Origin of the sequence: Cedecea sp. VD22, from assembly GCF_037150195.1 — a bacterium.
GTDB lineage: Bacteria > Pseudomonadota > Gammaproteobacteria > Enterobacterales > Enterobacteriaceae > Cedecea.
Genome location: NZ_JBBCPX010000004.1, coordinates 189,703 through 212,595, shown reverse-complemented (window position 1 = coordinate 212,595; position 22,893 = coordinate 189,703). Strand labels below are relative to the sequence as shown.

The following is a 22,893-nucleotide window of genomic DNA, read 5'->3' as shown; positions in this document are numbered from 1 at the left end:
ACGCTCCGACGTCAGCAAAAGCCTCGCTAGCGGGCGGTGCAATTATTATTAACGGCGCAATGAATAACCATTCATCGGCATTTGGCCCTGGCGGGGAGTTGGCGGCCTGCCAGGAACAGGGTAGATTACGCGGTTTCTAAAAAAGAGGATGGCGGCATGGCACACTGGCAGACGGTAGATGAACTGCATGATATTTCGGCAGATCTGCCGAGATTTACAAAAGCGTTAACAGAACTTGCCACCCGACTTGGGCTGGAGATTGCGCCCCTGGATGCCGATCACATTTCTTTGCGCTGCCACCAGAACGTGACCGCCGAACGCTGGCGTACAGGGCTGGAAAAATGCGGCACGTTGCTGAGTGAAAATATTATCAATGGCCGTCCGATCTGCTTATTCAAGCTCGACGAGCCGGTGTGCGTCGAGCACTGGCGGTTTACGGTTGTGGAACTGCCCTGGCCCGGGGAAAAACGTTACCCGCACGAAGGCTGGGAGCACATTGAGATTGTGCTGCCGGGCGAGCCAGAAACGCTTAACGCGCGGGCGCTGGACTTGTTGTCTGACGCCGGGCTGCGTGAAACGGGAATTTCGGTGAAAACCAGCGCCCCGAAAGGCGAACGCGAAAGATTGCCCAACCCAACGCTTGCGGTCACCGACGGTAAAGTGACCATCAAATTCCACCCCTGGAGCATTGAGCAGATCGTCGCCAGCGAACAGGGTGACTGATTAGCGCTGCTGCACCGCAGTTTGCAGGCGGCTAAGGGCTTCGGCAAGGACAGCGGCCGTACAGCCAAAGTTGATGCGGATAAACTGTTGCTCGCCAAAATCGATGCCGGGAGAAAAGCCCAGCCCGGCGTTGAAAAAGAATGCCGCCGGATTCTCTACGCCTAATCCGCTGGCATCAACCCAGCCGAGATAAGTGGCTTCCGGCGATATCATCGTTAAACCCGGCGTGGCATTCACGGCCTGGGTCAGCCGATCCCGGTTTGCGCGCAGATAAACCAGCAGCGCCTGCAGCCACGCCTCGCCGTCTCGCCATGCAGCTTCCGCCGCCGTCAGGGCAAGAATATCCACTTCCGGCACAATGCCCGCCCGCGAGGCTTTGAATTTGCGCCGCAGGTCAGGGTTGGGAATAACGGCCACCGAGGCGCCAAGCCCGGCAATATTAAAGGTTTTGGACGGGGATAGTAGCGTCACTGAACGCTGCGCTGCATCTTCACTTAAAGTCGCGAAGGGGATGTGCGTTACGCCGGGCTCAAGCAATAAGTCGCAGTGGATTTCGTCGGAACAGACAATTAACTCGTGCCGCTGCGCGAAGGCCAGATGCTGCTCTAGTTCGCGACGGCGGTAAGCCGTGCCGCCAGGGTTCTGCGGGTTACACAGCATCAGCAGTTTTTCATTGCCGGTCATGCCGGCCGTTAATGCCTCAAGCTCAAGAGTCCAGCGCTTTTCTGTGAGCCTGAGCGGTGCGTTAATCTGCATACGCCGGGCAAGTTCGGATGCTTTACGAAACGGCGGGTATATCGGCGTCGGGGCTATCGTCGATTCAGAGGCGGCGGTAAAGGCTCGAACGCAGAGATTCAGGCCGGAAACAACGCCAGGCAAAAAGACCAGCCATTCGGGTTTGATGCGCCACTGATAGCGGCTGGCGAGTCTTTCGGTCAGGACATCTATCAGTTCATGCGGGCGTTTGCCGTAGCCAAATACGCCGTGTCGGACGCGTGCCTGAAGTGCCTCAAGGATGCAGGGCGGGGAGCGAAAATCCATGTCAGCAACCCACATAGGCAGCACGTTTTCAGCAAATTTATTCCACTTCGAACTGTCGCTGTGACGCCTGTCGATCCATTCATCAAAATTGAATGCCATAGTACGCTACCTTTTTGTGGACCTCATTTAAGATTATCATTCAGTGACGGGGACACAACCGGCGAACTGCAGGTTTTATCAGGAGTAATCAATGGCTTTACTTGAAATATGCTGTTATGGAATAGATTGTGCTGTTACTGCAGAACAGGCCGGCGCGGACAGAATTGAACTCTGCTCGGCGCCTAAAGAAGGTGGGCTGACGCCGTCCGCTGGCGTGCTGCGCCAGGTTAGGCAGAAGGTATCGATCCCGGTGCACCCAATTATTCGCCCGCGCGGCGGTGATTTTTGCTACACCGACGGCGAATTTGCCACCATGCTTGAAGATATTGCGTTTGTGCGTGAACTCGGTTTCCCCGGGCTTGTTATCGGGATGCTTGATGTAGACGGCAATATTGATTTACCGCGAATGGAGCAGGTCATGCAGGCCGCTGAGGGCATGGCCGTGACGTTCCACCGGGCTTTTGATATGTGCCAGCATCCGCTGCAGGCGTTTGAGCAACTAGCGGCGTTAGGGGTAGCAAGGATCCTGACTTCAGGGCAGCAGCAAACGGCCGAAACGGGAATCTCACTTCTTCGGGAACTAAAACAGCATTCCCGTGCTCCAATTATTATGGCTGGCGCAGGCGTGCGTCTGAGCAACCTCGATAAGTTTGTTGCCAATGGTATTGAGGAGCTTCACAGCTCGGCAGGGCGTTCGGTGCCTTCTCCAATGCGCTATCGCAAAGCGGGCGTGTCCATGAGCGCCGATGCACAAGCCGATGAGTTTAATCGCTACTGCGTGGATGCAGACGTAGTAGCGGCCATGAAAAACGCGCTGGTGGACGCAAACCCGCCGCGCTGAAAGATTTCTACCGCGCATCATGTCGCCCAATATGATGCTTGCTCGTACCAGGCCCCGGCGTATTGCTGGGGCTTTTTTTATCTTGTAACCAGCGATGCGTCGCGTAACCTTTCCTTCACTTTTTGTACACATTGTTTAACTTCGTTTGCCAGCCACTTACGTTACAAAACACCCTGGGGTGAATAATCCTCTCCGACAACTATCTATGTTAGAGGGAATTAAAAATGAAAAAAATAACTGCAACTGTCATCCTGGCTCTGTCATCCGTCTTCGCATCTGCCGCTTTTGCCGCACCGCTGCCCGAAGTGCTTAACAGCAGCCCGGCAGGACAGGAGCAAATTGGCGTCGTGTCCATTCGTGGCGTATCCGGCAGCACCGATGATGCCATCAACCGACTGCAGGTAAAGGCCGAGAAAATCGGCGGCAGCAAAATTAACATTACTGGCCTGGGCACGCCGGGAGACTCCAGCCTGTGGAGTGGCACCGCACAGGTTTATCGCTAAGCGATGGCGAAGATAAAAAACCCGGCAATCAGCGCCGGGTTTTTTGTTTGTGGGCTATGGCTTGCGGGCCACCAGAACGGCACGAAGCGGGGCGGGGTAACCTTCAATGGTTTTGCCACTGTCATTTGGGTCGAGGAAATCGCCCAGCGATTCGGTGATCATCCACGACGTGCGGCGCTGTTCTTCCTGCGTGGTGACGCAGTGGTCGACAATTTTTACGTCGACAAAACCGCATTTCTCCAGCCAGTTTTTCAATGCCAGCGCGGACGGGATGTAGTAAACGTTGCGCATCTGAGCATAGCGCTCGCCCGGCACTAATACCGTATTTTCATCGCCTTCCACCACCAGCGTTTCCAGCACCAGTTCGCCTTCTTTGACCAGCTGATTCTTCAGCTGCCAGAGGTGATCCAGCGGCGAGCGGCGATGGTAAAGCACGCCCATCGAGAACACGGTATCAAAGGCGTTCAGCTCTGGAAGTTGCTCAATACCAAGCGGCAGAACGTGGGCGCGCTGATCGTTCCCAAGCAGCTTACGCACCGCCTCAAACTGGCAAATAAACAGCTGCATCGGGTCAATGCCAACCGCCAGCTGCGCGCCTGCGCCAATCATGCGCCACAGGTGATAGCCGCTGCCGCAGCCCACGTCGAGAATGGTCCGCCCGGCAAGCGGCGAAATGTGCGGCAAGACGCGATCCCATTTAAGATCTGAGCGCCATTCGGTGTCGATATCTACGCCATACAGCGAGTAGGGCCCTTTGCGCCAGGGCATCAGGTTGCGGAGCAGCTTTTCTATGCCAAGCTGCTGGCCTTCGCTCAGCGGCATGGCGGACTCAGCGGTGACGCTGTGCAGGAGGTCCAGACGATGAGGCGTCATCTCCGGCAGATAGTTCACCGTGTTGTACCAGTGCTTGAACTGGCCGTGCAGGGATTCACGCTGCCAGCTGGCAATTTGCGCGGGCAGGGTTTCCAGCCACGGGGCCAGGTGGTTTTTTGCAATCAGCTGATAAAAATTACCGAAATCAATCACGCGACTTCTCCGGACTTGACGGCTACCAGAGAGCCAAAGTTAAAGCACTGGAACCACAGTTCGGCGTGCTCAAAGCCCGCCTGTTTGAGGCGTTTTTTGTGGGTTTCGACCGAGTCGGTCAGCATCACGTTTTCCAGCATGCTGCGCTTCTGGCTGATTTCCAGTTCGCTGTAGCCGTTGGCGCGCTTAAAGTCGTGGTGCATGTTAAACAGCAGCTCGCCAACTTCGGCATCTTCAAAGCTGAATTTCTCCGAAAGCACCAGTGCACCGCCCGGCCTCAGGCCCTGCCAGATTTTATTCAGCAACAGTTGACGGTCGTCGGGCTCGAGGAATTGTAGCGTGAAGTTCAGCACCACCATCGACGCATTTTCGATGGCGATATGGCGAATATCGCCTTCGATGACTTCGACGGGCGTTTGCGCTTTAAAGGCGTCAAGATGGCGGCGGCAGCGTTCGACCATGGCCGGGGAGTTGTCGACGGCAATGATTTTGCAGCCATCGTGATGAATGTTGCGTCGTACCGATAATGTTGCCGCGCCCAAAGAGCAGCCAAGGTCGTAAACCTGGCTGTGGGGCTGCACGAAGCGCTCCGCCAGCATGCCAATCATGGAGATGATATTGGAGTAACCTGGCACCGAGCGCTGGATCATATCGGGGAAGACTTCGGCTACCCGTTCATCAAAGGTCCAGTCGCCCAGTTTGGCTATCGGGGCGGAAAACAGCGTATCGCGGTCAGACATAACGTTAAATCCGGAAATTCGAAAGGGGCGTATTTTGCGTTAATGGAGCGAGAAAACCAACTCCCACGGCATATACCATAAGTTGGCCAGCACCATTAGCATCAGCGCGCACCAGGTGGCACTCATGCCGGAACGGCGCCAGCGGATCAGGCGATGATGGTATCCGTAGTAGTGCAGCAGGCGTCCGGCCAGCAGCATAATACCGCAAATATGCACCATCCAGGTTTCGGCGCCGTCCATCTCCATCAGCAGTAAAAGCAGCAGGGAAATGGGAATATATTCCACCGCATTACCGTGAATACGGATGGCGCTTTGGAGTTCACTAAAGCCGCCGTCGCCGTAGGAAACCCGGTACTGCATTCGCAGGCGAACAACGTCGAACGAAAACTTAATTAACAGCAGAGCAGCCAGCACCGCATACAGCGCGCTTACCATATTAACTCCATGTCGTAACAGTTACGGCTCACGCTATGATAGCTCGCAAGCGGAGTGCTGTCGCTAGCGCTCAGAAAAGTGTGGCCTGTTGCGGGATGGCGGGTGGAGCCCCTAATTCAGGAAAAACGTGCTGCAGCGCGGGCCATAGGGTATGAACCAGCTCCGGTGCCTGGGCAATGTCCGGGGTGTGGAGAAAAAGGTATGGCGTTGTTTTTGCCGTCCATTCAGGCAACTTTTTTAACCAGACATCAAACAGCTCGGCATTTTGCGTCATGTTGTCGCTGCCGATAAATCGCACCAGAGGATGGCTGGCCGTGACAATGGCATGCACCGGAACTTTGGGCTTTTTACGTTGGGCTTCCCGCACCGCCTCGTTGTGCGGCACGGCACTGTGAATCGGGCGGCTGTCGAGAATGGCTCGATTCACTTTCCTGTCATGCAGGCCGCGATTCAATGCCTGTTCATCCGCACCTTTGTCGAAAAAGGCCGGGTGCCGGACTTCAACGCCATAGGTGAACTCCGCGGGCAATGCATCCAGAAAATGCCACAGCGCCGGGAGGTCGCCAGGCCCGAAAGTGGCCGGCAATTGAAGCCAGTATTGGCCTATTCTGCCCGCTAGCGGCGACATGCGGTCGAAAAACTCGGCGGTGAGGTCGCCGCAGTTGCGAAGGGCGGCGGTATGGGAAATGGTGGCGGGAAATTTAAAACAGAAGCGAAAACTGTCGCCCGTCATTTCCCGCCAGCGCTGTACGATTTCCGCTTTGGGCAGAGCGTACAGCGTGGTGTTGCCTTCCACACAGTTGAAGTGGCGGGCATAATCTTCCAGCGAAGTGATGCCCAGCCGGTTCCATTTCGGGTGCTGCCACTGGGGAAGGCCGATATAAATCATAGCGAAGCAATTATCTCGTCGGTGCTGCGAATGCGGGAGATACGCGGTAAGATGAACTTCAGGCTGTGATTATGCTGCTCGGCGCTGGCGGCGCTGCAGGCATCCTCAGCCAGAACCAACGAGAACCCCATTTCCCAGGCGTTACGTGCGGTGGACTCGACGCCAATATTGGTCGAAATACCGCAAAGGACGAGGGTGTCGATGCCGCGGCGGCGCAGCTGTAGCTCGAGGTCTGTGCCGTAAAACGCTCCCCACTGGCGTTTGGTGACTTCAATGTCACTGTCTTTTTTACCGAGCGCGGCCGGGTAGCTCCACCAGTTTTCAGGCAGGGCATGGCCCGGAGGTGCGGCATCAACAGGTTGTTTCAGGGCTTCTGCGTAATCGGCTGACCAGCCCACGCGCACCATCACCACCGGCGAACCGCTGGCGCGGAATTTCTCTGCCAGACGCGCGGCACGAGCCACGACGTCGCTGGCGCTGTGGGGGCCACCGGCAAACGGTAAAATGCCGTCCTGCAGGTCAATCACCACCAGGGCAGTACGAGATGCGTTGAGTTGTGTCATTGTGACTCCGGTTAACATTGGGGTTAAGGGTCAATACCTTACGCTGGAAGCCAGGTTGCTGAGTTTACAAATTTTGTTAATTTTTGTGAGAATCTGCAATACCGGCGCTGCGATTCGCGCCAGTCGGCGGTTTCGGGGTTATCGCCAGCCATTATTTCCAGTATAATAGCCCCCTTTTTTCATCCAGTTGTGACAGTCGAAATAGCTGCCACCAAAGCGCCTGCCGTCGCAGGTGGCGGGTCGCGTGCAGCTAATTAAGGGATATCTCATGCGTACAGTATATTGCGGGCAGCTCAATCAATCCCATGTGGGACAGCAAGTAACGCTTAGTGGGTGGGTCAATCGTCGCCGTGACCTCGGTAGCCTTATCTTTATTGATATGCGCGATCGTGAAGGCATCTTGCAGGTGTTTTTCGACCCGGACCGTCAGGAAGCGTTCCAGCTCGCCTCTGAACTGCGTAATGAGTTCTGTATTCAGGTTGTTGGCACCGTGCGTGCTCGCGACGAGCGCAACGTTAATAAAGATATGGCGACCGGCGAAGTGGAAGTGTTTGCCACCGAACTGACCATCATTAACCGCTCTGACGTGCTGCCGCTGGACTCCAACCACGTTAATACCGAAGAAGCGCGCCTGAAGTACCGTTACCTGGATCTCCGTCGTCCAGAAATGGCTCAGCGCCTGAAAACTCGCGCAAAAATTACCAGCTTCGTGCGCCGCTTTATGGACGACCACGGTTTCCTCGATATTGAAACCCCAATGCTGACCAAGGCTACGCCAGAAGGTGCACGTGACTATCTGGTGCCTTCCCGCGTCCATAAAGGTAAATTCTACGCTCTGCCGCAGTCTCCTCAGCTGTTCAAACAGCTGCTGATGATGTCCGGCTTTGACCGCTACTATCAGATCGTGAAATGTTTCCGCGACGAAGACCTGCGCGCCGACCGTCAGCCAGAATTTACCCAGATCGACGTTGAAACGTCCTTCATGACCGCGCCACAGGTGCGTGAAGTGATGGAAGACCTGGTGCGCAAACTGTGGATCAACACCATTAACGTTGACCTGGGCGACTTCCCGGTGATGACTTTCGCCGAAGCTGAGCGCCGCTACGGCTCCGACAAGCCGGACCTGCGTAATCCGCTGGAGCTGGTGGATGTGGCTGACCTGGTCAAAGACGTAGAGTTTAAGGTCTTCTCCGGCCCGGCAAACGACGCCAAAGGCCGCGTTGCCGCACTGCGTGTGCCGGGTGGCGCACAGATCAGCCGTAAACAGATTGACGACTACGGCAAGTTCATCGAAATTTACGGCGCTCGCGGCCTGGCGTACATCAAGGTTAACGAACGTGCGAAAGGCATCGAAGGGATCACCAGCCCGGTCGCCAAGTTCCTGAACGCGGATATCGTGGAAGCTATCCTGGCTCGTACCGGCGCAGCCGACGGCGACATGATCTTCTTCGGCGCGGACAGCAAGAAAGTGGTTGCCGACGCGCTGGGCGCACTGCGTCTGAAAATCGGTAAAGATTTGCAGTTAACCGATGAGAAAAAATGGGCGCCGCTGTGGGTGGTTGACTTCCCAATGTTTGAAGACAACGGCGAAGGCGGCCTGACCGCGATGCACCACCCGTTCACCGCGCCAAAAGACATGACGCCGGAAGAACTGGCGGCTCAGCCGGAAACCGCGATTGCCAACGCCTACGACATGGTTATCAACGGCTACGAAGTGGGCGGTGGCTCCGTGCGTATTCACAACGGCCAGATGCAGCAGACCGTGTTCGGCATTCTGGGCATTAACGAGCAGGAACAGCGCGAGAAATTCGGCTTCCTGCTGGACGCGCTGAAGTACGGTACGCCGCCTCATGCGGGCCTGGCGTTTGGTCTGGATCGCCTGACGATGCTGCTGACCGGCACCGACAACATCCGTGACGTTATCGCCTTCCCGAAAACCACGGCTGCCGCCTGTCTGATGACCGAAGCGCCAAGCTTCGCTAACCCGGCTGCGCTTGCCGAGCTGGGGATTGAAGTCATCAAAAAGGCAGAGAAAAACTGATGCCTTATAAGCGTCCCGTTTCGGTTCTGGTTGTCATTTACGCAGAAGATACGAAGCGGGTGCTGATGTTACAGCGGCGCGACGATCCTGATTTTTGGCAGTCGGTCACCGGCAGCCTTGAAGAAGGGGAAAGCGCGCTGCATGCCGCCCGGCGTGAAGTAAAGGAAGAGGTCGCTATCGACGTGCTCAATGAGCCGCTGCCGTTAGTTGACTGCCAGCGCCGGGTGGAGTTTGAGATATTTACTCATTTGCGTCATCGCTATGCGCCGGGGATCACGCGCAATACGGAATCGTGGTTCTGTCTTGCGCTGCCTCATGAACGCCAGATTACGATTACCGAACATCTGGCCTGGAAATGGGTGCCCGCCGAAGAGGCGGCCCTGATGACCAAGTCATGGAGCAACCGGCAGGCGATTGAAGAGTTTGTAATTGATGCCGCCTGATACAGGCGCTTTTGGAGATTGTTATGGCAGGTCATAGTAAGTGGGCCAACACGAAACACCGCAAAGCGGCACAGGATGCCAAGCGCGGTAAGATTTTCACCAAAATTATTCGCGAGCTGGTAACGGCTGCCCGTCTGGGCGGCGGTGATGCAGGGTCTAACCCGCGTCTGCGCGCAGCTATCGATAAAGCGCTGTCGAACAACATGACGCGCGACACCCTGAACCGTGCGATTGCACGCGGCGTGGGCGGCGATGATGATGCGAACATGGAAACCATCATTTATGAAGGTTACGGCCCTGGCGGCTCTGCCGTGATGGTGGAATGCCTGAGCGACAACCGTAACCGTACCGTTGCCGAAGTGCGTCACGCGTTCAACAAATGCGGCGGGAATCTGGGCACCGACGGCTCCGTTGCTTATTTGTTCACCAAGAAAGGGGTTATCTCCTTCGAAGCAGGTGACGAAGATCAGATTATGGAAGCTGCGCTGGAAGCGGGTGCTGAAGACGTCGTAACCTTCGACGACGGCGCTATCGACGTTTACACCGCATGGGAAGAGATGGGCGCGGTGAAAGATGCGTTGGAAGCAGCGGGCCTGAAGGCGGACAACGCAGAAGTTTCCATGATCCCTTCCACCAAAGCAGACATGGATGCGGATACCGCGCCTAAGCTGATGCGTCTGATCGACATGCTGGAAGATTGTGACGACGTGCAGGAGGTTTACCACAACGGTGAGATCTCCGACGAGGTGGCGGCTACCCTTTAATGGCGCAGCCAATATCTGACCTGTACTCAGGAGACGCGTGATGGCGATTATTCTCGGCATCGACCCGGGATCGCGCGTCACCGGTTACGGCGTTATCCGCCAGACCGGGCGGCAGTTGACCTATCTGGGCAGCGGCTGTATCCGAACGCAGGTTGCCGACTTGCCCTCGCGTCTGAAGCTTATCTACGCGGGGGTGAGCGAAATCATTACTCAGTTCCAGCCCGAGTATTTTGCCATCGAGCAGGTATTTATGGCGAAAAATGCGGATTCCGCGCTTAAGCTGGGGCAGGCGCGCGGCGCGGCCATTGTCGCAGCGGTGAATGCTGATCTACCGGTGTTTGAGTACGCGGCACGTCAGGTAAAGCAAACCGTGGTGGGCATAGGCAGCGCGGAGAAAAGCCAGGTGCAGCACATGGTGCGCACGCTGCTTAAGCTCCCGGCCAACCCGCAGGCGGATGCGGCGGATGCGTTGGCTATCGCCATTACGCATTGCCATGTGACGCAAAACTCGGTCCAGATGAGCGAATCGCGGCTTAATTTGGCGCGAGGGCGATTAAAATAATTAAGGCTGGATATCTATCCAGCCTTTTTTATATCATAGCGTTACTTTTTCGCGCATCAACGTAAATATGCAGGAGCACATTGTGATAGGTCGACTCAGAGGCATCGTTCTGGAAAAGCAGCCCCCATTGGTATTGCTGGAAACCAACGGCGTGGGTTACGAAGTGTATATGCCGATGACCTGCTTCTATGAGCTGCCGGACATTGGCAAAGAGGCGGTGGTGTTCACTCAGTTCGTGGTGCGTGAAGACGCTCAGCTGCTTTACGGGTTTAACAATAAGCAGGAACGGACGCTGTTCCGTGAGCTGATTAAAGTGAACGGCGTGGGGCCAAAACTGGCGCTGGCTATTCTCTCCGGGATGTCGGCTCAGCAGTTCGTGAATGCCGTCGAGCGCGAAGAAATTGGCTCCCTTATCAAGCTGCCGGGCGTGGGTAAGAAAACCGCCGAGCGCCTGATTGTGGAGATGAAAGACCGCTTCAAAGGCATGCATGGCGACCTGTTTACCCCTGCAGCCGATCTGGTGCTAACCTCGCCGGATAACGGCCAGGCAGACGATGCCGAGCAGGAAGCCGTTGCTGCCCTCGTTTCTCTGGGCTATAAACCACAGGAAGCCAGCCGCATGGTCAGCAAAGTGGGCCGTGCCGGTGCCGACAGCGAAACCCTGATCCGCGAAGCGCTCCGCGCGGCGCTATGAGGTAGAGGATGATTGAAGCAGACCGCCTGGTATCCCCAGGAAATATCACCCAGGACGAGTTAATCGATCGTGCCATTCGCCCGAAGCTGCTCGAAGAGTATGTCGGGCAGCCGCACGTGCGCTCGCAGATGGAAATCTTCATTCAGGCGGCCAAGCTGCGCGGCGATGCGCTCGATCATCTGCTGATTTTTGGCCCACCGGGGCTGGGGAAAACCACCCTGGCTAACATCGTGGCCAACGAGATGGGCGTGAATTTGCGAACCACCTCCGGCCCGGTGCTGGAGAAAGCTGGCGATCTGGCGGCAATGCTAACCAATCTTGAGCCTCACGACGTACTGTTTATCGATGAGATCCACCGCCTTTCTCCGGTGGTGGAAGAGGTGCTGTATCCGGCGATGGAAGACTATCAGCTGGATATCATGATTGGCGAAGGCCCGGCTGCACGTTCGATTAAAATCGATCTCCCTCCGTTCACCCTGATTGGCGCGACCACCCGCGCGGGCTCCCTGACTTCGCCCCTGCGCGACCGTTTCGGCATTGTGCAGCGCCTGGAGTTTTATCAGGTGGCCGACCTGCAGCATATTGTCGGGCGTAGCGCCAGCGTGCTTGGGCTGGAGATGAGCAATGATGGTGCTCTGGAAGTTGCCCGCCGCGCTCGCGGTACGCCGCGTATTGCCAACCGCTTACTTCGCCGCGTTCGCGACTTTGCTGAAGTAAAGCATGACGGGGCGATTACTGCCGAAGTAGCAGCGCAGGCGCTGGACATGCTGAATGTGGATAGCGAAGGGTTTGATTACATGGACCGCAAGCTGTTGCTGGCGGTGATCGACAAGTTCCTCGGTGGCCCGGTTGGGCTGGATAACCTTGCCGCCGCTATCGGCGAAGAGCGAGAAACCATTGAGGACGTGCTGGAGCCGTTTCTGATTCAGCAGGGCTTTCTGCAGCGAACGCCGCGCGGGCGTATTGCCACGCCGCGGGCCTGGACGCACTTTGGGATTGTGCCTCCGGCTCAGCCGTGAATATTCCGCAATAAAAAAGGCGCCTCAGGGCGCCTTTTTCGTGTCTACGTGAGGTTTAAGCCGGCTGCTTTTTAGCCATGCTAAGAATAAACAGCGCGGCGGCGGCCAGCACTACGGATGGACCTGCCGGAGTATCGTAAAGTGCCGAGAAAGCCAGCCCGCCGGTGACGGCAATCATACCAATGAGAACCGCAAAGCCCGCCATTTGTTCAGGCGTTCGGGCGAAGCGTCGTGCGGTTGCGGCCGGTATAATCAGCAGTGAGGTAATGATGAGCGCCCCGACGAATTTCATTGCAACACCGATGGTGAGGGCGGTCACCAGCATCAACAGCATTTTCACTCGCTGAAGATTGACGCCGTCCACGTGGGCAAGGTCCGGGCTGATGGTCATCGCCAGCAGGCTCCGCCACTGCCAGGCCAGTACGCCAAGCACGACGGCTACGCCAGCGGCAATGGAGATAATGTCCGACGGCGTGACTGACAGTAAATCGCCGAAAAGGTAAGCCATGAGATCGACGCGGACGTTAGACATCAGGCTGACCACCACCAGACCGAGCGACAGGGCGCTGTGCGCCATAATACCCAGCAGAGTATCAATGGCGAGGTGAGGGCGTTTCTCCAGCCAGACCAGGCCAATAGCAAGTAACAACGTCACTGCGATAACGGCATAAAAAGGGTTCACATTGAGCAGCAGACCAAACGCGACGCCCAGCAATGAGGCGTGAGCCAGCGTATCGCCAAAATAAGACATCCGACGCCAGACCACAAAAGAGCCCAGCGGCCCTGCCGCACAGGCGAGCAAAATCCCGGCCAGCCAGCCGGGCAACAACAATTCAAGCATTACTGTCCATTCCCTCTGCGCAGAACGATGCGACCCTGCAGATCGTGACGGTGGTTATGATGGTGGCGATAAATGCCCAGTTGTTCGGCACCGATGGGCCCAAACATCGAGATAAACTCAGGATGGGTGGAGACGACTTCTGGCGTACCGGAGCAGCAAATATGGTGGTTCAGGCACAGCACCTCATCGGTTTTGGCCATGACGAGGTGCAGATCATGAGAAACCATCAGCACCGCGCAGTTCAGCTCATGGCGAAGCTGGTCAATCAGATTATAAAGCGCGAGCTGGCCGTTGACGTCCACGCCCTGGGTGGGTTCATCCAGTACCAGCAGGTGAGGCTCATTCAACAACGCTCGCGCCAGCAGAACGCGTTGGTTTTCACCGCCAGAGAGCTTCTGCATTGGCGCATCTATCAAATGAGCAGCCTGCACGCGTTTAAGTGCCGGGAGAATGTCGGCTTTTTTCACTCCCGGACGCAGGCGCAGGAAACGACTAACCGTGAGCGGCAGCGTGGCGTCCAAATGAAGTTTTTGCGGCACGTAGCCAATGCGCAGATGCTGGTCGCGCTTGATGACACCCTGATCGGGTGTGACCAGCCCAAGCACGACACGCACTAAGGTGGATTTACCGGCACCGTTAGGCCCCAGCAACGTAAGAATACGGCCGGGCTTTAGCGCAAGTGAGATATCAGCCAGCACGCGTCGCTGGCCAAAAGAGACCGAGATATTTTCCAGTTCAACCAAATTTGTCATGACAATTTCAGGGGTTGCATAAGTTAGCGGATGTTATAATATCACAATTATTCTGATTTTCACGATGATAAGTTGCATTATGTTACATAAAAAGACACTTCTTTTCGCTGCATTTTCCGCTGCCCTCTGGGGCTCTGCCGTCACCAACACTAACGCCGCTGTTGTGGCGTCCATCAAGCCTCTGGGCTTTATCGCTTCAGCCATTGCCGACGGGGTGACTGGCACAGAAGTATTACTGCCTGATGGCGCCTCTGAGCACGACTATGCACTTCGTCCGTCCGATGTAAAACGCTTACAGGGCGCGGACTTAGTTGTATGGGTTGGGCCAGAAATGGAAGCTTTCATGCAGAAGTCTGTGCGTCAGCTTCCCGAGCAAAAACAGCTTGAGCTGGCGGCGCTTGCCGGCGTGAAACCGCTGCTCATGAAAGGCGGTGACGACGACGACCATGAGCACGGCGATGAACATGGCCATGGCGCAAAGAGTGACGCAGATCACCATCACGGTGAATACAACTTGCACATTTGGCTCTCCCCAGAAGTAGCGCGGCTGTCGGCGGTTGCAATCCACGATAAATTAGTGGAACTTATGCCCGAAAATCGAGCCAAACTTGACGCCAACCTGAAAGATTTCGAGTCAGGCTTAGCCGACGCCGATAAACAGGTGGGTTCCGTGCTGGCACCGCTGAAAGGAAAAGGGTATTTCGTTTTTCATGACGCCTATGGCTACTTTGAAAAACAGTACGGTTTAACGCCGCTTGGCCACTTTACCGTTAACCCTGAAATACAGCCTGGTGCGCAGCGTTTACATGAAATCAGAACACAGTTGGTTGAGCATAAAGCGGTTTGCGTTTTTGCTGAGCCACAATTCAGGCCAGCGGTAATTAACGCCGTTGCCAGAGGCACTAACGTTCGCTCCGGCACCTTAGATCCTCTGGGAATTGAAGTCGCATTGGGTAAAAACAGCTATATGCAGTTTATGACCGGACTTGCGAACCAGTATGCGAGCTGCCTGAAAGGAGATTAACGAGGAAGTGAATACGTGCAACAGATAGCCCGCTCTGTCGCCATGGCATTTGACAATTTATCACGGCCCCATCGCGTTATGCTGGGGTCGCTTACGGTTCTCACTCTGGCGGTCGCGGTATGGCGACCGTCAATTTACCATCCGCAGTCCAGTCCGATAATCAAGACCATCGAACTTCAAAAAAGCGAAATACATTCGCTGCTGCCGGAAGCCAGCGAACCCCTCGACCAGTCCCCGGACGCCGAAGATGACACCCTGCCTCAGGATGAGCTGGATGATAAAACCTCCGGCGAAGCGGGCGTTCATGAATATGTCGTCTCCACAGGCGATACGCTAAGCAGCATTCTGAATCAGTACGGCATCGATATGGGCGACATCAGCCAGCTCGCTTCCGCTGATAAAGACCTGCGAAACATGAAAATTGGTCAGCAGCTTTCCTGGACGCTTAACGCAGACGGCGATTTGCAGCGTCTGACCTGGGAAATGTCGCGCCGTGAAACGCGCACTTACGATCGCACTGATAACGGTTTCAAAATGAGCAGCGAAACCCAGCAGGGCGATTGGGTTAACAGCGTGCTGAAGGGCACGGTGGGGGCAAGTTTTGTTTCCAGCGCACGTGATGCCGGTTTGACTAGCGCAGAAATTAGTTCTGTTATCAAAGCCATGCAGTGGCAGATGGACTTCCGCAAGCTGAAGAAGGGCGATGAATTCTCCGTGTTGATGTCCCGCGAAATGCTGGACGGCAAGCGTGAGCAGAGCCAACTGGTCGGCGTGCGCCTGCGCAGTGACGGAAAAGATTATTACGCTATCCGCGCGGAAGACGGCAAGTTTTACGACCGTAACGGGTCGGGCCTGGCCAAAGGCTTTATGCGTTTCCCAACCGTGAAGCAGTTCCGCGTTTCCTCTAACTTCAACCCTCGTCGTCTTAACCCGGTGACCGGCCGCGTCGCGCCGCACAAAGGCGTTGATTTTGCGATGCCACAGGGAACACCTGTACTGGCTGTCGGGGATGGTGAAGTGGTAATGGCGAAGCGCAGCGGGGCCGCAGGTTACTTTGTGGCTATCCGCCATGGCCGGACTTATACCACCCGTTACATGCACCTTAAGAAGCTGCTGGTGAAACCTGGACAGAAAGTGAAGCGCGGTGACCGTATTGCATTGTCTGGCAATACCGGGCGTTCTACCGGCCCGCATCTGCATTACGAAGTGTGGATCAACCAGCAGGCGGTTAACCCGCTGACGGCCAAGCTGCCGCGTTCTGAGGGCCTGACCGGCTCCGATCGCAGTGATTACCTGGCGCAGGTTAAAGACGTACTGCCGCAGCTGCGCATCGACTGATTTTTCCCTTCGACGAAAAGCCGGTTCTTGTAACCGGCTTTTTCTTTTGTCTGCTGGCCGCAGCCCCGCTAAAATAACGATAAATTTGTCTCGCCAGACTGCTGGCGAACTACTGAGAGCCGCATGGAAAAAGCAAAAAAAAACCACAGTGAGTTTATCCCTGAATTTCAAAAAGCCTTTTTGCACCCGCGTTACTGGGGCGCATGGCTTGGCGTTGGCGCTTTTGTCGGGCTAGCGCTTCTTCCTCCGGGACTCCGGGATCCTTTGCTGGGGAAAATTGGGCGCTTAGCGGGGCGCCTGGGCAAAAGCGCCAGACGCCGGGCGCAAATTAACCTGCTTTACTGCTTCCCGGATTTACCGGAAGCCGAGCGTGAATCAATCATCGATCGCATGTTCGCCACGGCGCCGCAGGCGATGGTGCTAATGGCGGAATTGGGGCTGCGTGACCCGAAAAAGGTCATGGCTCGAGTGGACTGGCACGGCAAAGAGATAGTGGACGAGATCCGGGCGAAAGGGGAGAACGTGATTTTCCTCGTGCCGCACGGCTGGGCCGTCGATATTCCGGCCATGCTGATGGCCTCTGAAGGCCAGAAAATGGCGGCGATGTTCCACAACCAGGGCAACCAGCTGTTTGACTATGTCTGGAATACGGTGCGCCGTCGCTTTGGCGGTCGGATGCATGCCCGCAACGACGGGATCAAACCGTTTATCAGTTCCGTTCGCCAGGGCTATTGGGGTTACTATCTTCCCGATCAGGATCATGGCCCAGAACACAGCGAATTTGTCGATTTCTTTGCGACCTACAAAGCAACTCTCCCGGCCATTGGGCGCCTGATGAAAGTGTGTCGTGCCCGCGTGATCCCGCTGTTCCCGGTTTATAACAGCGACACTCACCGGCTGGATATTTTTATCCGCCCGCCGATGGATGATCTGCTCGAGGCCGATGACCATACCATCGCCCGCCGGATGAACGAAGAGGTGGAATTGCTGGTGGGCCCGCATCCGGAGCAATATACCTGGATCCTCAAGCTCCTGAAGACCCGTAAAGAGGGCGAGATAGAGCCTTACTGCCGGGATGAGCTGTACCCGAAAAAGAAAAAATAGCGCATATTGCGTAATGGAAAACCGCGCCACTGTCTTTCACGGGCGCGGTTTTTTTCACCCTTTCACCAGCACCGGATCGTTGTTCCACAGCGCCGGGAAGAGCTGTTTAAGCTGTTCGACTTTCGGGATGTCGTTGATCGCGATGTAAGGGTAGCTTGGGTTGTCGTGCAGGAAATTCTGGTGATATTTCTCTGCCGGGTAGAACTGCGCATGTTCTTCAATCGTGGTGACCAGCGGCGCACTAAACCTATGGCTGGCGTTAAGCTGCGTGATATACGCTTTGGCCACCTTCGCCTGTGATTCGCTGAGCGGAAAAACGGTAGAACGGTATTGCGTTCCGTAATCCGGCCCCTGGCGGTTTAGCTCCGTGGGGTTGTGCGCGACGGAAAAGAAGACCTGTAATAGCTGACCATAGGTCACTTTGGCTGGATCAAAGATAACCTGCACGGATTCGGCGTGCCCGGTCATCCCCATGCTGACCGTCTCATAATTCGCCGTCCGTGCTTTACCGCCCGTATAGCCAGATATTGCGCTGGTCACGCCTTTAACATGCTGAAAGACGCCCTGAACGCCCCAGAAACACCCCCCGGCAAAGACGGCGGTTTCAAGATGTTGGCCCGTGGGAGACTCATCCTGCAGTGGTGCAGGGATCGCCACCGCACGTTCGGGTTCGGACCAGGCCGTATTCTGAAAGACAAGTGCAGCAACGATAAGTGCAGGCGCGCTGAACAACGCTACCCGGCGTTTGGTGGATGAAAAGAGTGTCGGTTTCATCGTAATGCTCCCCGGTTAACCGAACGTGAAGGCATAGGCGTTCACGCCCGGATCTTCAAATTCAATACTGAACGTGTGTTCGCCGCTGCCGCTCGACTGGCGAATCAGCTGGTAAAGGCGCTGTTCCGTCACCGTGCCGCTGCCGTCCGGGGCAACATCTGAACCGTGAACGCTGCCGGGCGCCTGGTCGTCGATTGTGACTTTAAAACGCACCGGCTTGCCTGCTGTGCCAGGGCCGAGAACGAGGTGCAGATCGCGAGCATGAAACTGGTAAACAATGTGGCCATTCGGGCGATTAAGCGTGATGTTCTCCCCGCCGATGGTCCAGTTACCTTCGAGTCCCCAGCTGTCCAGCGGCAGTGCGGAAGGCTTTTTGTAGTCTGCCGGTTTATCTCCGGTGACTTCGCCAGAGGCAAAGTTCTGCGCCCGCATATAGCCGAGGTAGGTTTCTGGAGAGATGTCATTCTGGCCGCTGGCCGCCTGCTCTACGCCGCTGGCAGAAACGGTGCTGATGCCGCTGTTAACATTTTTAGCGCCTGCCTGGCGCAGCAGCTCCTGAATAACGCGTTCAGATTGCGCATAGTCGCCTTCGCCAAAGTGCTCGTAGCGAATATGGCCGCTGGCATCAATAAAGTAGTGCGCTGGCCAGTACTGGTTATTGAACGCCCGCCAGATACTGTAATCGTTATCAATGGCGATGGGATAAGTGACGCCCAGTTTCTTCGCTTCTTTGGTCACGTTATTGACGTCACGCTCAAAAGCGAACTCCGGCGCGTGGACGCCAATCACCACCAGGCCCTGGTCGCGGTATTTTTCGGCCCAGGCTTTCACATACGGTAAAGAACGCAGGCAGTTAATGCAGGAGTAAGTCCAGAAATCGACGAGGACGACTTTGCCTTTCAGCGATTCAGCAGTCAGTGGTGGCGAGTTTAGCCACTGCGTCGCACCGCTCAGCGAAGGCATCACGCCAGCATCGGTCAACGTTGGAATGGTGTCGTCATCTGACGTTTTCACCACGGAGGCTGGCGTGGGGGCATTGGCCGTAGTGCTGTCCGGGGAGAGGCGTTTCACCAGCGCTTGTTCGATGCCGCCGGTTGACGCTGTAGAAAGTCGGGCCAGGACGCCGGTATCTAAGCCAAAAGAAATGGCGACGACGCCCAGTAACATCCCTGCGCCCAGAATTCGACGGATCCATTCCCCTACGCCCAGAGAGCGTTTCATGGCGCTGAATACTTTGCCACCGATCAAAAGCGCCAGCGCCAGCGAGGTGGCCGCACCTGCGGCATAAGACAACAGCAACAGCGTAGAGCCTACATTTGCCCCCTGCAGGGCCGCACCGGTCAGCACCAGTCCCAGAATGGGACCTGCGCAAGGCGCCCAAAGCAGCCCGGTTGCAATACCTAGTAAAAATGAAGCGCCTGGACCCGCTGGCTGGCCCGGAGCCACGCGGTTAGACAGCGAGTTACCCGCGTTAACCAGAGGGTGCATGACGCGCTCAGCCAGGCGAGGGAATAGCAGCGTGATACCAAACACTGCCATCAACACTAATGCCACGCCGCGGCCATATTGGTTGGCCGCGACGACCCAGCCGCCGCCGACGGCTGCCAGAGTTGCGAATAACGTGAACGTTATCGCCATGCCCGCCAGAAGCGGCAGCCCTGTGCGGACAAACGGCTGGTCGGATCGTGCAAAAACAAACGGCAGTACCGGCAGGATACAAGGGCTGGCGATGGTTAACAGGCCGCCCAGATAAGCAAGAATAATGACCAGCATCATGATGTTCCTGTATCAGAGTGAGAACGGAGAGCCGGGCGGAAAGACGGGGCTCCTCATGTATTTATGCCTGCACTTTATAAAAAGAATACTTACTAAATCCTCCTCAAGAGTTAACAATTTCGTGATAACTCTCGAGGCGGCGGGAGGGCAAGAGCCTGTTCGTGCGAAACGGCCTGGGGGCGGAGGGGTCAGGGTTGTGGGCGGTGGCGCAGGGCGAGAAGAAACACCGGCACGCCGATCAGCGCCGTGATGACGCCAGGAGGCAGTTCCCTCGGAGCAAATAGCGTGCGCGCAAGCGTGTCGGAAGCCAGCGTCAGCAGCGCGCCGAAGAACACGCTGGCGGGTAAAACCCACTGGTGGCGATGGCCGAACATCAGCTTTGCCAGGTGTGGAACGGTCAGACCGACAAAGCCGATCGCCCCACAAAAGGCGACCATCGTGGCGGTTAATATCGTCATGGAGAGGTAGAGCCACATTTGCAGCGCGGCTACGTTAACGCCCAGCCCCTGAGCGGCAACATTACCCAGCGCCATGACGTTTAGCGTCGGGGATAGCGCCAGACAAAATGTGCCGATAACAAACAGCGCGCCGCTGCAAATCGCGACCTGCTGCCAGGTGGCCTGACCAAACGCGCCAAGCAGCCAGAAGGTAAAGCCACGTGAGGTGGTGGCGTCCGTTTGCCAGAAAACAATCAGCGAGGTGAAGGCGCTCAGTAACTGCCCCACGGCCACGCCCGATAGCATAAATCGCGCTGGCTGCGTCACGGCCCGGCCAGCCATTAGCACAACCAGAGCGAATGCGGTCAGCGCCCCGATAAACGCGCCGGAGGGCATGGCTATGAGCAGCGGCTGGACGCCGAGCGCAATAATGAGCACGGCGCCCAGACCGGCGCCGGAAGAGATGCCGAGCAGCCACGGGTCAGCCAGCGAGTTACGGGTTAATGTCTGTAGCACGGCGCCAGCCAGCGCCAGCCCACCGCCGCAGGCCATCGCCAGCAGCGCCCTGGGCAGTCGCAGCGACCAGACGACTTTCTGATACAGGGCCAGAACGGGATCCTCTGCGGGACGCGGATTCAGGAGCTGAATCACTTCGCTTAAGGATAATGTGACTGCCCCGTAGCGCAGGCTATAAATCAATCCCAGCAAAGTGACGATGGCACACAGCAGCAGGCGCAGCGGCTTCACGCACTTATTTCCAGCCGGCAATCAGGTAATCGTCCATAAGCTGCCACAGCGTGCCTGTTTCGCTGAAACCAGCCTGACTCAGGCTTGCCAGCTGAAAGGCCACCGTTGTCGGCGGGGGAACCGGGCGCCCCGCGAACACCGCTTCCCGGGCCGGAATCAGCCTGGCGATGTCCTCTATCTCTTTAGCGAGGGTAAACCACGCCTCCCAGTCCACGGCACCGTGAGCCCAGGCCCGCTGCTGAGTTTGGGCATCGTGGCGCTCGCTGATCGCTTTCTTGTGGAGGTCCGCGGGGTTAAAACGCTGGTGATCGGCATTCAGGAACACGCCGTTATCGGCCAGCATTCTATGAATTTCACCGTGCAGAGCATGCTGTCTGTCGGGCATTAACCAGTGTAACGCGGTGCTTGAAACAATCGCTTCCGGGCGAGCCCCGACCATTTTTTGCTGCCAGTCAGGCGTGGCCAAATCGGCCGAAAGAATACGCACCCGATCGCCGAAAGGAAGCAGCGTTTCACGGGCGATGGCCAGCATGACCGGATCAACATCCACCGCGGTAACGTGCACAGCAGGGAACCGTTGCAGGATGCGCCTCGTGAGGGAACCCGGCCCACACCCGAGTTCGAGCAGTGAAAAGGCATCGTCAAACTGCAGGGCGAGTATGTCCATCAGGGCGTCGAAGCGCGCTTCCCGGTTGGCGATATAAGCGCTTTGCTGCCGATCCCAGAGCGTGACAAGAGTGTTCCATGTGATGTCAGTCATGTTTTTCCTTGGTAGAAAGTGAGGCAATGAGCCGGTTTAGCGCGTCCAGCGAGCGGATCGAGGGATCCATGTCATAGCCGGACAGGATGATGAATTTCTTTTCCTTCACGGCGCGCAGCCCGGCGGTGAGAGGGAAATGCTCGACAAAGGCTATTTTATCTTTGGCACTATCCCCGGGGCCGCCCCGGGGCAGATCGGCGAGCACCAAAATGTCCGGATCGCGACGGGCTATCTCTTCCCAGGCAACGTTTGGCCACAGCGCAGAGAGATCGGAGAAAATATTTTGACTGCCGCTGGCCATGCTCAGCATATTCGGCGCGCCGCAGCAGCCGGCCACGTAGGGTGAATCCGTGCCGGAATACCACCAGAGGAGACGAGCCGGGGGCAATGTGCCCGCACGCTGGCGCAGGGCTGCCAGGTACTTTCGGTTTTGGTCTACAAGCGTCTTGCCCTGTTTTTCCCGGCGTAAAATTTGCGCTAAATCCTCAATTTCCTGAAACAGCGCATCAAAGCTGATATTTCGCCCTGGGGTACTTTGCTGACCTCCGCAGGCGCCTGATGAAAGCCAGGTCGATATCCCCCACGATGTCATTTGGTCGCGGGTCGCTCCTTCAGATGACCAGAACCAGTACCAGCTTGAGGAGTAGACCATGTCAGGATGTAGCATCAGCAGCGCCTCAGCAGAAATGAGCCCCTTCTTTGCCACGACCGGCAGTGAAAGAGCGTTGCCGTCAGCCAGGTGCTGAGGGTCGTGGGCTGGATCGTAGCCCACGATGCCGACAATCTCTTCCTGCGCCCCTAGCGCCAGAAGATTTTCCAGCGCCGGATTGCCGTAAACCACGATACGCGTCGGTACGGCAGCAAAGCGCTGTGGTTCAGCGCAATTAGAGAGGGTAATAGCCCGTAGAGCTGAGGAAAACAGAAGTCCCGCTGCCACAAGAATTAAAGCCGCTGGTA

At 56.5% G+C, this 22,893-nt stretch carries 25 protein-coding genes; 12 read left to right on the top strand and 13 right to left on the bottom strand.

The window, feature by feature from the left end:
- Window positions 1-156: 156 nt before the first annotated feature.
- Complete coding sequence (locus WFK85_RS11180; RefSeq protein WP_166991597.1) at window positions 157-723, top strand: VOC family protein; 567 nt, start codon at window positions 157-159, stop codon at window positions 721-723.
- Here the strand turns inward: WFK85_RS11180 and WFK85_RS11175 are convergent, their stop codons facing one another.
- A complete protein-coding gene (locus WFK85_RS11175; RefSeq protein ID WP_336708227.1) occupies window positions 724-1,863 on the bottom strand; it encodes a MalY/PatB family protein in 1,140 nt (379 codons plus the stop codon).
- Between the two features lie 91 nt (window positions 1,864-1,954).
- Here WFK85_RS11175 and cutC point away from each other — a divergent pair, with 91 nt between their 5' ends.
- Window positions 1,955-2,704: a copper homeostasis protein CutC gene (gene cutC, locus WFK85_RS11170; RefSeq protein WP_166872997.1), complete on the top strand. Its 750-nt coding sequence runs from the start codon at window positions 1,955-1,957 to the stop codon at window positions 2,702-2,704.
- 224 nt (window positions 2,705-2,928) lie between these two features.
- Window positions 2,929-3,207 (top strand): DUF1471 domain-containing protein, encoded by a 279-nt coding sequence (locus WFK85_RS11165; protein ID WP_008453915.1) that lies wholly within the window; start codon window positions 2,929-2,931, stop codon window positions 3,205-3,207.
- A gap of 54 nt (window positions 3,208-3,261) precedes the next feature.
- On the opposite strand, the gene cmoB is transcribed toward WFK85_RS11165, so the two are convergent.
- The 5 genes from cmoB to WFK85_RS11140 form a co-directional block, all read right to left on the bottom strand.
- A complete protein-coding gene (gene cmoB, locus WFK85_RS11160) occupies window positions 3,262-4,233 on the bottom strand; it encodes a tRNA 5-methoxyuridine(34)/uridine 5-oxyacetic acid(34) synthase CmoB (RefSeq protein ID WP_166873000.1) in 972 nt (323 codons plus the stop codon).
- The gene (gene cmoA / locus WFK85_RS11155) at window positions 4,230-4,973 is read right to left on the bottom strand and encodes a carboxy-S-adenosyl-L-methionine synthase CmoA (protein ID WP_166991795.1); all 744 of its coding nucleotides are present in this window, start codon (window positions 4,971-4,973) and stop codon (window positions 4,230-4,232) included. Before cmoA ends, cmoB begins: the two co-directional genes overlap by 4 nt.
- Before the next feature lie 39 nt (window positions 4,974-5,012).
- Window positions 5,013-5,408, bottom strand: coding sequence for an MAPEG family protein (locus WFK85_RS11150; protein ID WP_008453920.1), 396 nt, complete (start codon window positions 5,406-5,408; stop codon window positions 5,013-5,015).
- Window positions 5,409-5,478: 70 nt separating this feature from the next.
- On the bottom strand, window positions 5,479-6,297 hold the full coding sequence (locus tag WFK85_RS11145; RefSeq protein ID WP_166991798.1) for a DUF72 domain-containing protein: 819 nt from the start codon (window positions 6,295-6,297) through the stop codon (window positions 5,479-5,481).
- A complete protein-coding gene (locus WFK85_RS11140) occupies window positions 6,294-6,860 on the bottom strand; it encodes a hydrolase (protein WP_336708222.1) in 567 nt (188 codons plus the stop codon). Before WFK85_RS11140 ends, WFK85_RS11145 begins: the two co-directional genes overlap by 4 nt.
- Window positions 6,861-7,128: 268 nt before the next feature.
- Here WFK85_RS11140 and aspS point away from each other — a divergent pair, with 268 nt between their 5' ends.
- The 6 genes from aspS to ruvB all read left to right on the top strand — a co-directional run bounded on the left by aspS (window position 7,129) and on the right by ruvB (window position 12,383).
- Window positions 7,129-8,901, top strand: a complete 1,773-nt coding sequence (gene aspS / locus WFK85_RS11135; protein ID WP_336708220.1) for an aspartate--tRNA ligase — start codon at window positions 7,129-7,131, stop codon at window positions 8,899-8,901.
- Window positions 8,901-9,344 (top strand): dihydroneopterin triphosphate diphosphatase, encoded by a 444-nt coding sequence (gene nudB / locus WFK85_RS11130; protein WP_008453929.1) that lies wholly within the window; start codon window positions 8,901-8,903, stop codon window positions 9,342-9,344. Before aspS ends, nudB begins: the two co-directional genes overlap by 1 nt.
- A 23-nt stretch (window positions 9,345-9,367) precedes the next feature.
- Window positions 9,368-10,108 (top strand): YebC/PmpR family DNA-binding transcriptional regulator, encoded by a 741-nt coding sequence (locus tag WFK85_RS11125; RefSeq protein WP_008453931.1) that lies wholly within the window; start codon window positions 9,368-9,370, stop codon window positions 10,106-10,108.
- Between the two features lie 40 nt (window positions 10,109-10,148).
- The gene (ruvC, locus tag WFK85_RS11120) at window positions 10,149-10,670 is read left to right on the top strand and encodes a crossover junction endodeoxyribonuclease RuvC (protein ID WP_008453933.1); all 522 of its coding nucleotides are present in this window, start codon (window positions 10,149-10,151) and stop codon (window positions 10,668-10,670) included.
- 82 nt (window positions 10,671-10,752) lie between these two features.
- A complete protein-coding gene (gene ruvA / locus WFK85_RS11115; protein ID WP_008453936.1) occupies window positions 10,753-11,364 on the top strand; it encodes a Holliday junction branch migration protein RuvA in 612 nt (203 codons plus the stop codon).
- Between the two features lie 8 nt (window positions 11,365-11,372).
- Entirely contained in the window at window positions 11,373-12,383 is a 1,011-nt protein-coding gene (ruvB, locus tag WFK85_RS11110) for a Holliday junction branch migration DNA helicase RuvB (RefSeq protein WP_336708217.1), read from the top strand.
- Window positions 12,384-12,438: 55 nt separating this feature from the next.
- Here the strand turns inward: ruvB and znuB are convergent, their stop codons facing one another.
- Together znuB and znuC are read right to left on the bottom strand one after the other, a co-directional pair.
- Window positions 12,439-13,224 carry a zinc ABC transporter permease subunit ZnuB gene (gene znuB, locus WFK85_RS11105; protein WP_008453940.1) on the bottom strand — a complete coding sequence of 262 codons (786 nt, stop codon included), beginning with the start codon at window positions 13,222-13,224 and terminating at the stop codon, window positions 12,439-12,441.
- Complete coding sequence (znuC, locus tag WFK85_RS11100) at window positions 13,224-13,976, bottom strand: zinc ABC transporter ATP-binding protein ZnuC (RefSeq protein ID WP_008453942.1); 753 nt, start codon at window positions 13,974-13,976, stop codon at window positions 13,224-13,226. The genes znuB and znuC overlap by 1 nt, the downstream gene beginning before the upstream one ends.
- A gap of 79 nt (window positions 13,977-14,055) precedes the next feature.
- On the opposite strand from znuC, the gene znuA reads away from it, so the two are divergent.
- The 3 genes from znuA (at window position 14,056) to lpxM (ending at window position 17,442) form a co-directional block, all read left to right on the top strand.
- Entirely contained in the window at window positions 14,056-15,000 is a 945-nt protein-coding gene (gene znuA, locus WFK85_RS11095; protein ID WP_008453945.1) for a zinc ABC transporter substrate-binding protein ZnuA, read from the top strand.
- Between the two features lie 15 nt (window positions 15,001-15,015).
- Window positions 15,016-16,338 carry a murein DD-endopeptidase MepM gene (gene mepM, locus WFK85_RS11090; RefSeq protein WP_008453947.1) on the top strand — a complete coding sequence of 441 codons (1,323 nt, stop codon included), beginning with the start codon at window positions 15,016-15,018 and terminating at the stop codon, window positions 16,336-16,338.
- Between the two features lie 123 nt (window positions 16,339-16,461).
- Window positions 16,462-17,442: a lauroyl-Kdo(2)-lipid IV(A) myristoyltransferase gene (lpxM, locus tag WFK85_RS11085; RefSeq protein ID WP_166991817.1), complete on the top strand. Its 981-nt coding sequence runs from the start codon at window positions 16,462-16,464 to the stop codon at window positions 17,440-17,442.
- Window positions 17,443-17,496: 54 nt separating this feature from the next.
- Here the strand turns inward: lpxM and msrA are convergent, their stop codons facing one another.
- The 5 genes from msrA to WFK85_RS11060 all read right to left on the bottom strand — a co-directional run bounded on the left by msrA (window position 17,497) and on the right by WFK85_RS11060 (window position 22,873).
- Complete coding sequence (gene msrA, locus WFK85_RS11080; RefSeq protein WP_008453950.1) at window positions 17,497-18,216, bottom strand: peptide-methionine (S)-S-oxide reductase MsrA; 720 nt, start codon at window positions 18,214-18,216, stop codon at window positions 17,497-17,499.
- 15 nt (window positions 18,217-18,231) lie between these two features.
- The gene (locus tag WFK85_RS11075; protein WP_336708214.1) at window positions 18,232-19,992 is read right to left on the bottom strand and encodes a cytochrome c biogenesis protein DipZ; all 1,761 of its coding nucleotides are present in this window, start codon (window positions 19,990-19,992) and stop codon (window positions 18,232-18,234) included.
- Between the two features lie 188 nt (window positions 19,993-20,180).
- A complete protein-coding gene (locus WFK85_RS11070) occupies window positions 20,181-21,176 on the bottom strand; it encodes a FecCD family ABC transporter permease (protein ID WP_336708213.1) in 996 nt (331 codons plus the stop codon).
- 4 nt (window positions 21,177-21,180) lie between these two features.
- Window positions 21,181-21,936 carry a methyltransferase domain-containing protein gene (locus WFK85_RS11065; RefSeq protein WP_166991823.1) on the bottom strand — a complete coding sequence of 252 codons (756 nt, stop codon included), beginning with the start codon at window positions 21,934-21,936 and terminating at the stop codon, window positions 21,181-21,183.
- Window positions 21,929-22,873 (bottom strand): ABC transporter substrate-binding protein, encoded by a 945-nt coding sequence (locus WFK85_RS11060; protein ID WP_336708211.1) that lies wholly within the window; start codon window positions 22,871-22,873, stop codon window positions 21,929-21,931. Before WFK85_RS11060 ends, WFK85_RS11065 begins: the two co-directional genes overlap by 8 nt.
- Window positions 22,874-22,893 lie beyond the last annotated feature (20 nt).

Excerpts from the sequence above, each read along its gene's own strand:
- WFK85_RS11180 (WP_166991597.1), top strand. The coding sequence starts at position 157 with ATGGCACACTGGCAGACGGTAGATGAACTGCATGATATTTCGGCAGAT.
- WFK85_RS11175 (WP_336708227.1), bottom strand. The coding sequence starts at position 1,863 with ATGGCATTCAATTTTGATGAATGGATCGACAGGCGTCACAGCGACAGT.
- cutC (WP_166872997.1), top strand. The coding sequence starts at position 1,955 with ATGGCTTTACTTGAAATATGCTGTTATGGAATAGATTGTGCTGTTACT.
- WFK85_RS11165 (WP_008453915.1), top strand. The coding sequence starts at position 2,929 with ATGAAAAAAATAACTGCAACTGTCATCCTGGCTCTGTCATCCGTCTTC.
- cmoA (WP_166991795.1), bottom strand. The coding sequence starts at position 4,973 with ATGTCTGACCGCGATACGCTGTTTTCCGCCCCGATAGCCAAACTGGGC.
- WFK85_RS11150 (WP_008453920.1), bottom strand. The coding sequence starts at position 5,408 with ATGGTAAGCGCGCTGTATGCGGTGCTGGCTGCTCTGCTGTTAATTAAG.
- WFK85_RS11145 (WP_166991798.1), bottom strand. The coding sequence starts at position 6,297 with ATGATTTATATCGGCCTTCCCCAGTGGCAGCACCCGAAATGGAACCGG.
- WFK85_RS11140 (WP_336708222.1), bottom strand. The coding sequence starts at position 6,860 with ATGACACAACTCAACGCATCTCGTACTGCCCTGGTGGTGATTGACCTG.
- aspS (WP_336708220.1), top strand. The coding sequence starts at position 7,129 with ATGCGTACAGTATATTGCGGGCAGCTCAATCAATCCCATGTGGGACAG.
- nudB (WP_008453929.1), top strand. The coding sequence starts at position 8,901 with ATGCCTTATAAGCGTCCCGTTTCGGTTCTGGTTGTCATTTACGCAGAA.
- WFK85_RS11125 (WP_008453931.1), top strand. The coding sequence starts at position 9,368 with ATGGCAGGTCATAGTAAGTGGGCCAACACGAAACACCGCAAAGCGGCA.
- ruvC (WP_008453933.1), top strand. The coding sequence starts at position 10,149 with ATGGCGATTATTCTCGGCATCGACCCGGGATCGCGCGTCACCGGTTAC.
- ruvB (WP_336708217.1), top strand. The coding sequence starts at position 11,373 with ATGATTGAAGCAGACCGCCTGGTATCCCCAGGAAATATCACCCAGGAC.
- znuB (WP_008453940.1), bottom strand. The coding sequence starts at position 13,224 with ATGCTTGAATTGTTGTTGCCCGGCTGGCTGGCCGGGATTTTGCTCGCC.
- znuC (WP_008453942.1), bottom strand. The coding sequence starts at position 13,976 with ATGACAAATTTGGTTGAACTGGAAAATATCTCGGTCTCTTTTGGCCAG.
- znuA (WP_008453945.1), top strand. The coding sequence starts at position 14,056 with ATGTTACATAAAAAGACACTTCTTTTCGCTGCATTTTCCGCTGCCCTC.
- lpxM (WP_166991817.1), top strand. The coding sequence starts at position 16,462 with ATGGAAAAAGCAAAAAAAAACCACAGTGAGTTTATCCCTGAATTTCAA.
- msrA (WP_008453950.1), bottom strand. The coding sequence starts at position 18,216 with ATGAAACCGACACTCTTTTCATCCACCAAACGCCGGGTAGCGTTGTTC.
- WFK85_RS11075 (WP_336708214.1), bottom strand. The coding sequence starts at position 19,992 with ATGATGCTGGTCATTATTCTTGCTTATCTGGGCGGCCTGTTAACCATC.
- WFK85_RS11065 (WP_166991823.1), bottom strand. The coding sequence starts at position 21,936 with ATGACTGACATCACATGGAACACTCTTGTCACGCTCTGGGATCGGCAG.